Origin of the sequence: Eggerthella sp. AM16-19, assembly GCF_003474385.1 — a bacterium.
GTDB lineage: Bacteria > Actinomycetota > Coriobacteriia > Coriobacteriales > Eggerthellaceae > Senegalimassilia.
This window is the reverse complement of sequence record NZ_QUCY01000003.1, coordinates 53,587-68,930: the sequence shown is the minus strand read 5'-3', so window position 1 is coordinate 68,930 and position 15,344 is coordinate 53,587. Positions and strand designations below refer to the sequence as shown.

General features: G+C 56.1%; 13 protein-coding genes and 2 pseudogenes. All 15 read right to left on the bottom strand.

Annotation, left to right across the window (positions count from 1 at the left end):
• Positions 1–5: 5 nt before the first annotated feature.
• Complete coding sequence (locus DW178_RS02255) at positions 6–1,139, bottom strand: ATP-grasp domain-containing protein (protein WP_199669218.1); 1,134 nt, start codon at positions 1,137–1,139, stop codon at positions 6–8.
• A gap of 10 nt (positions 1,140–1,149) precedes the next feature.
• Positions 1,150–2,208: an N-acetylneuraminate synthase family protein gene (locus tag DW178_RS02250; RefSeq protein ID WP_118349490.1), complete on the bottom strand. Its 1,059-nt coding sequence runs from the start codon at positions 2,206–2,208 to the stop codon at positions 1,150–1,152.
• Positions 2,198–2,896, bottom strand: a complete 699-nt coding sequence (pseF, locus tag DW178_RS02245) for a pseudaminic acid cytidylyltransferase (protein ID WP_118349489.1) — start codon at positions 2,894–2,896, stop codon at positions 2,198–2,200. The genes DW178_RS02250 and pseF overlap by 11 nt, the downstream gene beginning before the upstream one ends.
• Positions 2,896–4,104: a UDP-4-amino-4,6-dideoxy-N-acetyl-beta-L-altrosamine transaminase gene (pseC, locus tag DW178_RS02240; protein ID WP_118349488.1), complete on the bottom strand. Its 1,209-nt coding sequence runs from the start codon at positions 4,102–4,104 to the stop codon at positions 2,896–2,898. The genes pseF and pseC overlap by 1 nt, the downstream gene beginning before the upstream one ends.
• 28 nt (positions 4,105–4,132) lie before the next feature.
• Complete coding sequence (locus DW178_RS02235) at positions 4,133–4,789, bottom strand: LbetaH domain-containing protein (protein ID WP_118349487.1); 657 nt, start codon at positions 4,787–4,789, stop codon at positions 4,133–4,135.
• A 12-nt stretch (positions 4,790–4,801) separates the two neighbouring features.
• The gene (locus DW178_RS02230) at positions 4,802–5,848 is read right to left on the bottom strand and encodes a polysaccharide biosynthesis protein (protein ID WP_118349486.1); all 1,047 of its coding nucleotides are present in this window, start codon (positions 5,846–5,848) and stop codon (positions 4,802–4,804) included.
• Positions 5,849–5,918: 70 nt separating this feature from the next.
• Entirely contained in the window at positions 5,919–7,343 is a 1,425-nt protein-coding gene (locus tag DW178_RS02225; protein ID WP_118349485.1) for a lipopolysaccharide biosynthesis protein, read from the bottom strand.
• Between the two features lie 143 nt (positions 7,344–7,486).
• A complete protein-coding gene (locus DW178_RS02220) occupies positions 7,487–8,821 on the bottom strand; it encodes an oligosaccharide repeat unit polymerase (RefSeq protein WP_118349484.1) in 1,335 nt (444 codons plus the stop codon).
• Positions 8,818–10,158 carry a capsular polysaccharide export protein, LipB/KpsS family gene (locus tag DW178_RS02215; protein ID WP_118349483.1) on the bottom strand — a complete coding sequence of 447 codons (1,341 nt, stop codon included), beginning with the start codon at positions 10,156–10,158 and terminating at the stop codon, positions 8,818–8,820. Before DW178_RS02215 ends, DW178_RS02220 begins: the two co-directional genes overlap by 4 nt.
• Positions 10,151–10,726 carry an acyltransferase gene (locus DW178_RS02210; RefSeq protein WP_118349482.1) on the bottom strand — a complete coding sequence of 192 codons (576 nt, stop codon included), beginning with the start codon at positions 10,724–10,726 and terminating at the stop codon, positions 10,151–10,153. Before DW178_RS02210 ends, DW178_RS02215 begins: the two co-directional genes overlap by 8 nt.
• Positions 10,727–10,777: 51 nt before the next feature.
• Positions 10,778–11,158, bottom strand: a complete 381-nt coding sequence (locus DW178_RS02205) for a serine O-acetyltransferase (protein ID WP_118349481.1) — start codon at positions 11,156–11,158, stop codon at positions 10,778–10,780.
• 80 nt (positions 11,159–11,238) lie between these two features.
• Entirely contained in the window at positions 11,239–12,330 is a 1,092-nt protein-coding gene (locus DW178_RS02200) for a glycosyltransferase (RefSeq protein ID WP_199669217.1), read from the bottom strand.
• 27 nt (positions 12,331–12,357) lie between these two features.
• Positions 12,358–13,710, bottom strand: coding sequence for a sugar phosphate nucleotidyltransferase (locus tag DW178_RS02195; RefSeq protein ID WP_118349480.1), 1,353 nt, complete (start codon positions 13,708–13,710; stop codon positions 12,358–12,360).
• Positions 13,711–14,460: pseudogene (locus DW178_RS11700) on the bottom strand (phosphohexomutase domain-containing protein); the annotation flags it as partial.
• A gap of 96 nt (positions 14,461–14,556) precedes the next feature.
• Positions 14,557–15,324: pseudogene (locus DW178_RS11695) on the bottom strand (phosphohexomutase domain-containing protein); the annotation flags it as partial.
• Positions 15,325–15,344 lie beyond the last annotated feature (20 nt).

Genomic DNA, 15,344 nt, shown 5'->3' with positions numbered 1-15,344 from the left:
AGCCATTATCCAAGCAACTCCCAATTCTCGACCATTACCTCGTAAGGCTTCGGGTCGTCTTCGTCCATATAGTAGAGGCAATCAGCCCCCTTGAAATCGGCAAGCCACCTTGCCGCACTCGTTTCACCCTCTACCACACGTTTTTTGTAATCGATGGGCTCCACCATAGCTTGGTAGCCCTCCGGCACAGAACGGTAATAGCTCGCCGGCACTGAACCAGTCTCCATAGACTCAGCCCACAGGCATGGCAATGGCATGCCTAGCTTCGTAGCAGCATAACTCCAAGTAGAGTTACGAAAATTGATTTCACTAAAGTAAGGAGCCCCGTCAGCATCTACGAGAAACTCCACCTCAAAAATCCCCTCGAAGCCGATTTCAGCAAGCATGTTGCGTACGCCCCGATCGAGCTCAGGTAAGTCATAGGAATGCAATGTCATGTAGGGGCTATAGTAGCCTTCAATATTGTAATTATATGTGGTGTAAAACGGCATAAACGTCAACCTGCCGCCATCAGCGGAAAAGCCTTCAATACAAATCTCGTTGCTTTTCTCCACAAAGCGCTGAATCAGTACGCGTTCACTTTGAATCGTCTTGAACGCCTCGTCGAGCTCCTTGGCGCTAGCGCAAATGTGCACATCGCTCTTCCAACCACCATCGTTAGGCGAGATTGCCTTTGTAATAACGGGATACTCCATACCCTGAGGAACAATTCCCCTGTCAACCACTACTGTTTTAAGCACAGGCAGGCCATTGCGCTCAGCGCAATCCAAAATCTCCTTCTTGTCCATGAACTTAGTCGTGCGCCCATCCTTACCAGAGTTGAACAGCACAAAGCGATCTTTAAGCGAGCTCCAGTTCAGATCAATGAGGCTTTGGATATCGTCATCAGTCGTGATTACAAAAGGTTTCTTGACGGGATCGCCGTAGTTTTCGACAAGAATCCTGTAGCCTTCATCTACATTATCCACATATCGTACCTCGCCACAGTACTTGCTTAGCGAAGCAAGCGGACAACGATGTTTAATTGCAATATAAACCGGCATTATGCCACACTGGCCCAAGCTCCTGATTACACCCAGCGGATTATAATGCTCCATACCAATTACAATGAACTGTCGATCCTTGATGGTTTCGAGCAAAGTCGTTCTCCTATTCTTCGACATAGTCCTGGGGACAGATGAGGGCCTCCGCGGCGATTGCACGTGCTGCAACACAGCCCAGAACCTCGGGCAGCCGCGCCGGACTCATGCCGGTACCAGGCCGTCTGAGTCCCACATTTTCCTCAGTAAGCGTCTCGCCTTCTGCAATATCCCTCAAGGCAACGATGCTTCGCCTTGCCAAGTCACGCATTTTGCGCTCTTCCACGGTCGGGCTAAGCTCGCTACTACCTACCATTTTGCTAGCCTCTCTGATGCCAGCAGCCCATGCTTTAAGTTCATCAGGCTCGGAAGCGAACCAGTGATCGGGACCCGGCAGCCCGTGGTCAAGCGTAAAGTGCTTCTCGAACACCTTCGCTCCGTAAGCGGTAGCAACGATAGCACCCGTGCATCCGCGGGTGTGATCGGAGAAACCCAGCACCACATCAGGGAAGCGTTCGCTCATCGAAAGCAACTTCGCAGCGTTCACATCCTCGGAAGGCGTGGGATACTGAGACGTACACAAAAACAGGCAGATGTCCGGATTCACAGCTTTAGCAGCATCTAACGTCATCTCCATTTCCTCGCCATCAGCCATGCCGCATGAGAGAAGCATAGGAAGGCCTCGGCGAGCGAAGCTCGTGATGAGAGGAATGTTAGTGAAATCATCTGAGCCGACCTTGACTGCCCCGACACCCAAACCAACCAGCAGGTCAAGATCACGCTCGCTAACTGGGGTGGAAAGAAACGTGATTCCGCACTCGTCGCAACACGCCTTAATTTCACGCCACTCATCGTCGGTGAACTCGGTTCGCTTGAACATATCGAACATCGACTCCGTAACCTCGATGCCCTGAGATTTGTATGTGTACTCCACCGACCTGTCGGCTATGAAATCCTCAGTGCGAAACGTCTGGAATTTGACGGCGTCCACGCCCGACTCCGAAGCTACCCTCACCATCTGCTTAGCAAGCGTAACGTTTCCATTATGATTAATACCCGCTTCGGCGATAATGAACGGATCGCAGCCATCGCCAACAGCCACGCTACCTATATTGAACCTAGCACCCATAGCGCCTCCTCATATGCTTGTATTTCATCTCCGCCATTTCCCAATCGCTCAAGTTATCGATATCCTGAACTTCGGTCTCAGGCACCACATATGCCACAGTCGAAGCTGGCACCATATCGCCTGTCTTCAGGAAACCGTTTACTCTTCCCCAGTAGAACTGACCGCAGTCGTGGTACATTGGCCTCAAATCCTGGGAGCGCATCTCGAATGATTCGGGGTCGGCAAGCGTAACCCTCCCCTCTTTGAGAAAGAAGCCCCTCTGTGGCGGAAACGAGAATGGAGTCACAGGGACAACGGCCTCCGCTCCACCAGAAAGCAAAGCCCCAGACTCCCGCAACTTCGCAGCGGTCACAAAGGGGGCCGTCGGATAGATGCAGCAAAACGTCTCAAAATAACGGCAACGAGCGGTATACTCACGTAGCACCTCGCCGATTACATCTGCTGTATCAGCGAAATCATCACTCGTCTCAGCGCTGCGCATAAACGGTATCTCAGCACCACAGCCCTTGGCGATTTCGGCAATGTCTTCATCATCGGTCGATACCATCACCTCGTCAAAAAGCTCGCTCTCCAGGGCCGCTTCAATCGAGTAGGCAATAATGGGCCTGCCACAAAACTCACGCACATTTTTGCGCGGAATGCGCTTAGAACCGCCACGAGCTGTGATGATACAGATGCTTCCAGGCACTATTCCGCCCCCTTATTTGCACGGCACCACTCGACAATCTTCGCCACAGCGTCCACTACGCATTGGGCATCTTCATCGGTAAGTCCGCAGTGCAGCGGCAATGTGACACAATGATCGTAGTAGTCCTCAGCGTTAGGGCAATCCCCACGACCGTGACCCAGGTCTTTGTAGTAGGGCAGCAGATAAACAGGCAGGTAATGCACGTTCACGCCGATGTTCTCCGCACGCAACACATCGAAAATGAAGCGGCGCGTCACGCCCAGGGCTTCGGTGTCGAACTTCAAGCAATACAGATGACGCACAGTGTCTTCGGGCGTAGCGTCCTGTTGGAACTGCACCTCGGGAATCTTGGCAAACTGCTCGTTGTAGAAGGCAACGAGCTGCTTGCGTCGATTGCCAAACTGGCCCAAGCGTTTCATCTGGCTCACGCCGAGCGAGGCCTCGATGTCGCTAATGCGATAGTTGTAACCCAGCACCAGCTGCTCGTAGTACCAGCCACCCTGATCCTTCTCGCGCATCAGACCGTAATCGCGCGTAATGCCATGCTTAGCGTACAGCTCGATCATCTTGCCCAACTCGGAGTCGCTCGTGGCAACGGCGCCGCCCTCGCCGGTAGTAACGGTCTTCACCGGATGGAAGCTGAACGTCGTGATGTCGGCGATGGAGCCCACCGCGCGGCCGTTGTGGCGCGTGCCCATGGCATGGGCCGCGTCCTCGATAAAGGTCAGGCCACGCTCGTCGCAGATCTTACGAATCGCGTCGGAATCCACGTGCACACCGCCGAAGTCCACGGCCACGATGGCGCGGGTCTTCTCGGTCAGCTTTTCGCGGATCGAGGCCGGGTCTATGTTCCAGGTCTCGGGGTCGATGTCGGCGAACACCGGTGTGGCGCCGCAGTAGCGCACGCAGTTAGCCGACGCCGCGAAGGTGATGGGCGACACGATCACCTCGTCACCAGGCTTGATACCGGCTGCCAGGCACGCCACGTGCAAGGCGGCAGTGCCGTTGGCCACGGCGGTCACGTACTCGGCGCCGGTGGCCACCTTGATGGATTCCTCGAAGGCCGCGGTCGCTGGTCCGCAGGTCAGATAGTCACCGCGCAGGCAGTCGGCGACCGCCTTCACATCATCCTCGTTGATATCCTGGTGCCCGTAGCCCAACATCCTCGGGCTGACGGGCGCGCCGCCGTTGATTGCAAGCTCCTCCATGTCAAAACCTCCTGTAGGTGATGTGTCTCTAGTTCTTGGGCGTGATCTTCAGGTTCGGGGTCTTGCCGTACACGAGGGAGCCTGCGGGCACGTCCTCGTCTCTCACCACGGCGCCCTCGCCTATCACGCAGCCGTCGCCGATGTGCGAGTCGCCCAGCACCTTGCTGCCGGTGCACATCTGCACATCGCGCCCAATGACCGGGTACACCTCGTTGAGGTTGCCCACCGTGCACCCCTGGGTGAACGAGAAGCCTTCCCCGTAGGTGGCGCGGCCCATGAAGGAGCCCGTCGGGTGGTCGAAGCTGAAGGCCCCGGGCATCTCAACCTCGTAGTACAGGTCGCAGCCCGACACGGTCTTCATCTGCCCGTAGATCTTGTCGCACACCACACGCGCGGCCTCGGGGTTGTCCTTCTCCTCGCAGTAGATGGTGTTCGCGGTCAGATACAGGAACAACATCCACTGGCAGGTGTGCAGCGGATCGAAGTACGCCTCGCGCTCGCCGGCGGCGTTGAGCCTCCAGTAGTATTTGTTATCGTTGGCGGAGATGTTGCACTCCAGCCTCTCGAGCGTCCGCTCGAAATGTTTGGTGATCAGGCGCTCGTCGTCGATGGACTTGAAGAAATTGTTGCCTATCTGGTTGAGCAGCATGTCCTTGACGTCGCGCAGGGGGAATCTGTAGATCATCGATGACCTCCTCTAGTTGTGCCTAATGCCGTCGAGCTCTTCGCGGACGTACTCGGCGGTCATGATCTTCCTCACAGTGCCCTCAACATCCAGGCGGTTGGTGTTGTGGGACGTATAGGACTCGCCGGTCATGGTCTTCACCTCGCCGGAAGCCTGTTTGGTGTCGTAGTTCAGGCCGCGGATGTCGGCCGACACGCGGTAGTAGCCGCCCATGTCCTCGGCGCGCAAGCGCTCCTCGCGGGTCATCAGCGTCTCGAACAGCTTCTCACCGTGGCGCGGGCCGATGACGCTCGTTCCCGTGTCACCGAACAGCTGCTGGACAGCCTTGGCCAAATCACCGATAGTGCTCGCATCGGCCTTCTGGATAAAGAGATCGCCGGGGTTGGCGTGCTCGAAAGCGAACTTCACCAGGTCCACGGCCTCGTCGAGGTTCATCAGGAAGCGCGTCATGGACGGTTCGGTGATCGTAATCGGCTTGCCGGCATGGATCTGCTCGATGAACAGCGGGATGACCGAGCCGCGCGAGCACATCACATTGCCGTAGCGCGTGCAGCACACCACCGTGCCGCCCCGCTCGGCGGCCACGCGGGCGTTGGCGAAGATGACGCTCTCCATGAGGGCCTTGGATTTGCCCATGGCGTTGATGGGGTAGGCGGCCTTGTCGGTGGACAGGCACACAACCCTCTTCACGCCGGCGTCCATCGCGGCGTGAAGCACATTGTCAGTGCCCAGGATGTTCGTGCGCACGGCCTCCATCGGAAAGAATTCGCAGGAGGGCACCTGCTTGAGCGCGGCGGCGTGGAAGATGTAGTCCACCCCATGCATCGCATCGCGCACCGACTGAATGTCGCGCACATCGCCGATGTAGAACCTCACCTTGGCGAAGTGGTTCGGGTAGCGGGCCTGCAGCTCGTGGCGCATGTCGTCCTGCTTCTTCTCGTCGCGCGAGAAGATGCGGATCTCCCCTACGTCCGAGGTTAGGAAGTGCTTCAGGACGGTGTTGCCGAACGAGCCCGTCCCTCCCGTGATCATCAGCGTCGAGCCGTTGAAGGTGGACATGAGTCTAACTGCCTTTCTATCTGTATTCGAACGTTTTCAAAGATCTGAGTTGGCTTGGATGCCTCGTGCCCTAGGTGCGTGAACTCTTCAGCCTCTCGAGGCCGTAAGCAAGCTGCCTTCTGTACAAAAGGCACGTGATCGCAAGGACCACACCCGATATCAGGAGCCGCGCCGGCAGGGACTGGTAAACGAAGAAGTTAGAGGCGCACACAGCGATGATCAAGGCAGAGCCGACGGCGGTCCTTCCCCAGCTGTTGACGCTCCTGTAGAACCTGCAGCCGATGACGCTGCGCATGACGCCGGTCACCACGGCCGACAAGCCTACGGCGATACCGACGGCGTTCACCTCGAGAGAAGGGACAAGACAGATGGTCAACACGGCGCACAGCGCGACGCCGCATGCTGTCGCGGCCGTGCCGTAAACGGGCTTGTTCTCGAGCATTATCCCGTAGTTGGTGGTCTCGCATATAAGGGACTGGACGGGAACCAACATAAGCAGCATAAAGATGGCCTGGCCAGTCTTATAAGATTGGCCCACCAAGAGGAACAAGACATCCTGGAGAGCGTATATGCCGACCGCGAGCGCGATGGAGAGGACCATGACGAGGTCGTGCATGTTCCTAATAAGCCGTTGCTCTGTCTTATAGTTTTTGTACATGAACGGTGCCCAATACGTTCCGAAGGCCTGAGGTATCATCGAAAAGGCCGTCGATAAGGTCGTGGCTATGGCCAGCACACCAACCGCGTCGAACATCCCGTAACCGCTCAGGACTATCTTGCCAATCGACGAGTTCAATTGGGTCGCCATTGCGTCGAGCATGCACGGCACGCCGAAAAGCCAGCCAGCTTTTACCAACGGTCCGGCAGTCGACCGAGAGACGAGCTGAAGACACTCGCTGCGCTGCCTGAACATGAAAACAGCAGTGACGAGAGCCATACCAAGCGTCATGACGAGAAGCGCCCACTGGTAGCTGGTCGAATACCATGCGATCAAGACGAACGACGCCCGCGTGATGACGTTCTGCATGACGCTTTGGACGTTGAAGCGGGCCGCGTTCCCGCGCATCCTGGCCATCGTGTTGAGGAGGCGGAACGCAATCAGGCACGCGATGTAAACCGCGAGCATGAGAAGGCTCGCGGGGTCGTCCCTCCCGAACAGCACCTTGGAAGCAGCCCCTCTGAAAAAAAGGAAGACGGCCACGCTAGCCACAACGTCGACACCGATGCCAACGGCCAAGGCCAGCGTAAAGAGGACCTTCGGGGAGCGGCCTTCATCATAATCGTAGTAATTGCGCATGAAGAAGTAGTCGAAGCCAAGGAGGAATATGCTCATCCCCAAGGAACCGACTGTGTAGAAGAGGTTGATTTTCCCATATTCGTCGGTTGGATACACATACGAGACGAACGGGACAACGAAAAGCGTCAGCAGCGCCGTGCAGATGGGAACAACCGAGTAGGTCAGCGAACCCTTCAGAACATCCTTAATGCTCGCCATAGCTACACCTCGTGGAATTGCGGCCGATTTCCATAGCTCTTGCAAAATCCTCGCGAAGGAATAATCGCTGCAACGTCAACCCCTCCCACATGAAAGGCGTTGACAAACGGGCACGGCAGTCACAGCACCCAAAATATCTTCCCCTAGCGCAACCCATGGCAGGTTTCTCCATAGCGGCGTGTCGAATCATTTCTGGCGGCGGGGCGACCCTGTTTAGTCGTCAAGCGCCTTAAAACCTCGAGTACGAAAAGGCCCATGACAACGAAGTCAAGTCTGCCAACATAAAAGTAATAGATGGGGGCAAAAACCACGGATGCGACCACACAGGGATAAAGCGACCCCATTAGCGGACTATCCCCTCGATGCCTCTCGATCTTTGAGAACAGGAAGCCGATGAGAAAAGCGACGAAAGGCGTGAGATACCTGCCGAAATCCACGATGAGCGTATACACGAAGCCCGAATACTTCCCTGTACCGCCTCCGATTTCTTGGTATATGCTCATTTCAGATTGGACGACATCAATCCCGAGAGGTCGCAGAACCTGCCCTACCGAGCGCAAGGTGCTCTCGCCCCAATACACCTTTTCGGGCATGTAGAAATGCCAGTAGGCAGAGAACACGAACGGTGATTCTCCGATATAGTCAAATAAACTGAAAATGGCGTTTGCGGAGCCTCCGGCACTCTCCGCAAAAGGAGCCCAACTGTCCTTAAGGGGGCTGTCCCCTGGCACGAACTCGTAATGGTTCTGCGGGATTCTCGACTCCGTATCCATTCTCGTGCTGGTAATGGCACCAATAGCCGCTACGACGATGACGGCCAGGAAAACCACAACGATTTTTTGCATGCCTTTTCGCATGCGCATCCGAGTGGCAATCTTCTGAAGCGCTGCGATAGATTGCTGCCTGTTGGCAACAAGGAAGACGATTAAGCCGACAACAGCCGTAAATCTCGAACCGCTCGCAGTGTAATAGAGGGCCGTCGTCCAAAAACCGGCAACGGAGAGCGCTTTTCCCAACCCGTGTTGATTGCAGGCAGTGCAAAGTCCCATTAGGTAGCTGGCCATGCCAAACTGCAAGGAAACTGTGCAAATTTTATCAAGCAAACCTCGACCCTCTTCAGCGAACTCATATGAGGCTTCACCGAATTGATATGAGCTGCCGTAATACGACCGAAAGCGAATTAACAGATATATGCAGGCTACGATGCTGAGCACAGAAAACGCCAGCAGAATGGCCGCGTATCCTTTTCGGTTAAAGTGGCAACTTTTTTCTTTAGGGCCCTTCCCGCTAATCGCAAAGTACCTGCCGCAAAGCAGCCCCAGCCAGAAAATCCCCTCAACAGCAAAGAAGTAGATTAGCGCCTCTGGGTCATAGACCTCCCATGCAAAAGGGCCGAAAAAGGAAATTAGCGTGCACACGGCAGCCGACAAGAAGAACAGCCTGCTGAGAGTGACTTGTTTTCCAACACTCTGGCTCATCGATTGCTGCCGTTTCGCGTTTCAAGGTAAGACTTGACGCCGGCGGCTATAGGTTCCACCGCACATTTGTTTTGATTCTTTCCGTTGTCGTAGTCAGAAGGAAAAGTATCGGCCAGCAGAGACTCAACAAACGCAATGGGGTCGATTTCAGCAATCCGCGTCGAGAGCTCGCCCGAGGTCACGCGGGGAACGACGCTTATGTTGGGATGCAGGCTGCTATAGTAGTTCTCCTCAAGCGAAAGGACGCGTTTCCCCCTAATAAGGCTCTCGATGCCGACGGTTCCGTCATCTACAAGAACGTTGTCTACGAGATCAAGCAAATCATTACTACGAACCATTGGATGTATCACGTCAACGTTGCTGTAGCTTTGGAGCTCACGGTAGAAAGTCAGGGGCCTCCTGCCGAACATCGCAGGGTGTTCTTTGATAAGAAAATGAATGCCAGGGTCGGCCTCAGCGATGAACCTCTTGACATATTCGGCGTAAGAACTGATGTTGTCTCCTTTACCAGGAGTTATAACATCTTGACACCAGTAACTAGTCGTCGCCTCGGGTATCAGATGCATCGGATAGTAGATGGTATTCGTTCGCTCTATCTGAATGCAATCAAGCGAAGTAAAGTAATCATCGTAATTTGAGCCGTAAACGTCATCGAACGTCATATCTGGAAAGGTGTAAACGTTGTACATTAAATTGTCAGGGTCGTGCTTTAGGACTTTTTGAAGAGGGTTGTACAGGTTTTCGATGAGTTTTCTACGCACATAAAACCGTTGCACATCCTGTTTCTTTTTTTGAATGTTTGAGCTCTCAGAGGCAGGGAGATAAACTTTGTCTAGCAACTGGCGAGCTAAGCATTCGGCTTCATCGCACGTTACATGTCTACCTAAGATACGCCTCTCCCCACGAAGCGTGATCCTCGCATAGCCTTTCAAAAATGTCCCTATCCATGAAACGGCATCAATGCCATACCGCTGCGCAAGGCGGAGAAGAATATCGATTTCATAGCAATCTATGCTTATAGTGTAGAAATAATCGAAATGACCATGCTCGAAGAGCGAACGAGCCCCGTTCCAAAACCTTCTTACGATACGCTCGGCTCGCTCTCTGTCCATTAACGAGAGAGATCTATCGCGACAGATGATATCGTCCATCTGCTCGCCGCACTCCTGGTCATAGTAATCATATTTCCCTTGATAGATGAATTCCCCAGACCACACCTCCGACGAGCCTCTATAACTGGAAATACCAGTAATGGTTGATTGCCCGTGGACGGCCGTTATAACGTTGCGGAAAAGCAAACTCGAGCTCGGCCGCTCGTAAAGAAGGACATTAGCCATGATAAGTGCCTTTCTTGGGAAGCGCTGAAAAATCGCGGTCTTCGAAAACTCCGCGTCTCTCTAGCTTTGCGCGATATTCCTTCGTAGTTTGGATCATCTTCGCGGGGTTTCCTGCCCATACGGTGCCCGCCGGAATGTCACCCTTAACCACAGAACCCGCGCCTATAACCACGTCATCCCCTATGGCAGTGCCCGGCAGCACAACCGTCCTCATGCCAATGAATACGTTGTTGCCGATGTATATGTCCTTGGGGTTGTAAAAAGAACCTTCGTCTTTTTGTGTCGACTCGCCGTTCCATGCCGTGACAGGGGATTGATCGTGGACGAGCAGAATAACATCATGGGTGAGGAAAACGTCTTGCCCAATATGAAGCTTTGAGAAATCGTATTTGTCAAAATACACGCTCGTAGCAATAAACCCGCATTCGTTATACGGTCTTATATCTATTCCCGCATTCCTAAGGAGCTGGATATAACGTTTTGTGTAAGTCCTATTACCAATGAAGGGCCTTATAGCGAACAGCATCTTCCGCTTTGCTGAAAACACTACTTTTTGAAATAAATTCATTGAACCTGATACTTTCTTCTTTAACGTAAAACAATTCCATTTCTTAAAATGTCACAGGTTTGCCGTTCTCTTCTTCCTAATCAGCCGGGCGGGCACGCCTGCCCAGACCTCATCTTCGCCAGTGCTCTTCGTCAGCACGGCGTTCGCGCCCACCACGGTGCCCTTGCCCACGTGCAACGGCCCGTCGGAGCCCAACACCTTCGCGCCCGTGCACACCATCACGCCCTCGCCTATGACGACGCCCTCGAAGCAGCCCTCGCCGTCGTAGCCGGGCCAGTTGGTGGCGTCGCCGATGGTGACGTTCTGGCATATGCACGCGCCGTCCCCAATGACGGTCATCGGGTGCACGACGGTGCCGATGCCGTTGTGCAGGAGCTCGACGTCACGGCCGACCTCCACCTGCGGAGGCACGTCGCACCCGAACAGGAACACCAGCGCCGTCTGGGCGAAGCGTCTTCGAAGTGCCCCCCCCCGACGGCTCCAGGCTAATATTTTCGAAGCCCTTGACATCGTCATTCGCCTCCTGTCTCGGCGAGGGCCGCATCGCAGAACGCGGCAATCTCCCTCTTGAATTTCTCCCTCGAGAACTGCTCCGCGCGGGCGCGGCATGCAGCCGCGCTGAAGCCGCAGCGCTCAAACTCCTCGATACAGGAAGCCAGCGCTTCGGCGCTCTGCTCGTGGAAGAACATGCCGGTCTCGCCGTCCACCACGGTCTCCAATGCGCCGCCCTCGCCGTAGGCCAGCACGGGCGCGCCGCCCGCCATGGCCTCAAGCGGCGTCAGACCGAAGTCCTCGATTCCGGGGAACAGAAAGGCCTTGGCGTGGGAGTAGTAGTCTTGCAGCCGCTCGTCAGAGACGCGCCCCACGAACTCCACGGTCGGGCCCGCCATGGCGCGCAACTTCTCTTCTTCCTCGCCGCCCGAGCCGGCAACGATGAGCTTTCTGCCCAATTTGTTGCACGCCTCGATGGCCAAATCTATGCGCTTGTAACCCACAAAGCGTGACAGCGCGAAGTAGTAGTCGTCCCGTTCCTCGGAGACGGGCCTCTCGGGGATGCGTATACCGGGATAAATGGTCGTCGACTCACGGCGGTAGAACTTCGCGATCCTCTTGCCCACGTAGTCGGAGTTGGCCACGAACCGGTCAACCCTCTGCGCGGCCTGGAAGTCCCACATGCGAACCTTGTGAATCATGTGCGGCATAAAGGCGCGCTTTATCGCCGACGATCCCTCAAAGTAGTCGTAGTACAGGTCCCACACGTAGCGTATAGGCGAATGGCAGTAGCACACGTGCACCGCATCGGGGCGCGTCAGCACGCCCTTGCAGCAACTCGAGCAGGAGCTCAGCACCAGGTCGTACTCCGTCAGGTCGAGAGCCTCCCAAGCCTTGGGCATGAAGGAGAGTAGCAGCCTGTAGTGGTCCTTCCCGCCAGGCCATCTCTGTATATAGGAGGTTCGCACGTCGAGCCCGCGCGCCCACTCGGGCGCCTTGTCCTCGTCGTGCACCAGCACGTAGATGGGCGCCTCCGGGTAGAGCTCATGGAAGCATTGGAGCACCTGCTCAGCGCCGCCACGGCTCACGAGCCAGTCCTGGACTATTGCCACCTTGGGTTTATTGCCATTAATCGCCAATTAAGCCCTCCAATAATCGCCGAAGCGCTCGATGTCTTCCTCGGCCAAGATGTCGCCCTGCTGCACCTCGATGACGTGCAGGTTCCCGCCAAGAGATCGGCCTGCATGGAGCGTGCCGGCGGCGATGTTCACTACGGAGCCCGCGCGCACTTGCTGCACCAGGCCGTCCAGCACCACCTCGCCGGTGCCGGAGACGATCGTCCACACCTCGCTGCGGTGCGCATGACGCTGGTAGCTCAGCTGCTTTCCGTCGCGCACGATAAGCTCCTTGGTCAGGGCTTTCGCCCCGTCAGGGAAAACGGAGCTGTCGATGACGCGGTACTCACCCCAGCGGCGCTCCTCGTACATGGGGCGGCTTTCGGCTGCCGCCGCAACCTGCTTCTTGATGTTGGCCGAGGCCTCCTTGCCGGTCACCAGGACGCCGTCGGGCGTGGCCACAATCACTGCGTCCTTCAAACCCGCAACCACCATAGGCAAGCCAAGCTCGTTGATTACGTGCACGTTCTCGCAGGTCTTGGCATCCACAACCACGCGGCCAGCGGTCTCGTCGGCCATCTCATCAGTCAGGGTATTCCAGGTGCCCAGGTCCTTCCACTGGCCTGCATAGGAGACGACACCTATGGAGTCAGCCTTCTCCACCACCTCGTAGTCGAAGCTGTTCTTGGGAAGCTCTGCATAGCGCGAGCGAAAGCCCTCGAAGTCGTCGGCGGTCAGGTACTTTGCGGTAAGCCCCGTCAGATAGCCCAGCCTAAATGCGAACACACCGCAGTTCCACAGGGCACCCTGCCCGATGAGCTTCTCGGCGGTTGCCTCGTCGGGCTTTTCGGTGAAGCGCTCCACGCGACGAGGGTCACTCTCCGACGAGGTCGGCACGATGTAGCCGTACTTCTCGGAGGGGTACGTGGGCTCCACGCCCAGCAGCACCAGGTCGGCAAAGCTACCTTGAACGGCAGCGTCCAACTTCATGATGCCGTCGTAGTACGCCTGGTCGGCGTAGGTGTCGATGGGCATCACCACAACAGTGTCGCCCGCGTCGGCCTTCTGCTCGAGGGCCAGGTTGGCGCAGGCAAGCATGATGGCGGGCGCGGTGTCTCGACGTTCGGGCTCCAGCACCAGAGCGTAGTCGCCGTCGACCTGGCTGCGGATGGAGTTCTCTTGGCTCGCGCAGGTGGCGATGGTAACGTCCAGGTCGGCGTGCACGTTCCTGATCTGGCCGAACACGCGCTGCACCATCGAGACGTGCTTGCCGTCGGCGTCGCGCAGCACCTTCAAAAATTGTTTGGAGCGCGAGCTGTTCGACAGCGGCCACAGACGCGTGCCCGAGCCACCGGAGAGTAGCACGAGGTGGATCATCTATTTTCTTCCTTCCAAAATGCGTTTTGCTGCAACACACAACGCAGTTAGCTTCTCGTCGGCATCGCCGCGACCTGAGCCTTTCGCAAAGATGTAGGCCTTTGCCTTCGGCTCAGTGCCGGAAGGGCGGAATATCGCGCGCGACCCATCGACAAGCCTCAGCTCAAGAACGTCCGCAGGCAGGAGCTTCTGCGGTTTACCGGTCGGGTTGACAACAGGCATGTCTGCGCCATTCGAATAGTCGATAATCTGCGCAACGGCTACACCGCCGAACTCAACGCAAGTGACATTTCGCAGGCTGGCCATCATCTCCGCCATCTCAGATGCGCCCCTCGGCCCCTCGTATGCCTGCGACAGCAACGCGTTCGCCCAGAATCCGTGACACTCATAGAGCGATTCCATAGCCTCGTAAAGGTCCTTGCCCTTTGCTTTCCAATAGGCAGCGAGTTCACAAATCAGCATCGAGGCAACAACAGCATCCTTATCGCGTACACACGTACCCGCCAAATAACCGTAGCTCTCCTCGAAGCCCATCAGGAAATCGGACTTGCGGCCCTCAGCCTCCAACATGCCAACCTGTTCGCCGATGAACTTGAAGCCTGTGAGCGTGCGGCGGAGCTCGAGACCGCGCTCACGCGCCAGGTCATCAGCCATGGGAGCGGAAACAATGGTGGTACAAACAACCTTTCGACTGATATCAACGCCGAACTCAGTTGCCTTGGCAGCCAAGAAGTCGAGCAGCAACAGACCCACCTCGTTGCCGGAAAGCAATTTGTACTCCCCCGCATGCGGGACGGCAATGCCAACACGGTCGGCATCGGGGTCAGTTGCTAGCAGCAAATCGGGATTCGCGCGGTCACAATAATCAAGACCAAGCTCGAGCGCCTCGCGAATCTCAGGGTTAGGATACGGACACGTTGGAAAAGCACCGTCTGCCGCACACTGCTCCTCAACCCTTACAACCCCAGCGACATGGATGGCGCTAAGGACGCGATTGACGCATTCCAGCCCAACGCCGTGCAGCGGTGTATAAACAACACGCAGCGCACTGCAGTCCTCGCGAGTAGAAGCTTTAAGCGTCATTTCGATGTATCGATCAAGCACGCATTCAGGCGTCCATTCGACCGATCCCCGAGTCAACGCTTCTTCAAAAGGCAACGCCTTTACGCCGTTGAAGCAATCAACCCTATCAATTGCCGCCTGGATCTCGGCGGCAATATCAACCGTGATTTGACAACCATCGGCACCGTAAACCTTATATCCGTTATATGCTGCAGGGTTATGAGAGGCGGTGATATTGACACCTGCAGAGCACCCCAACTCGCGCACAGCAAAGCTAAGCGCTGGCGTTGGTTCTACGCGCTCAAAGACGAAGGACTTGATCCCGTTGCCCGCGAGCACCTCAGCGACGCGGCGCACGAACTCCTCCGAGCCGTGGCGCGTGTCGCGGCAAAGTGCCACTGTTGGATTCTCAAAACTTGCGTTCAGATAATCAGCCAAGCCCTGTGTAGCCTTGCCCACTGTGTAAGCGTTCATGCGATTGGGACCTATGCCCAGCTTTCCACGAAGGCCACCCGTACCGAACGCAAGATCGTGATAGAATGCATCCTCCATACTCTCGGGATCCAAGCCCT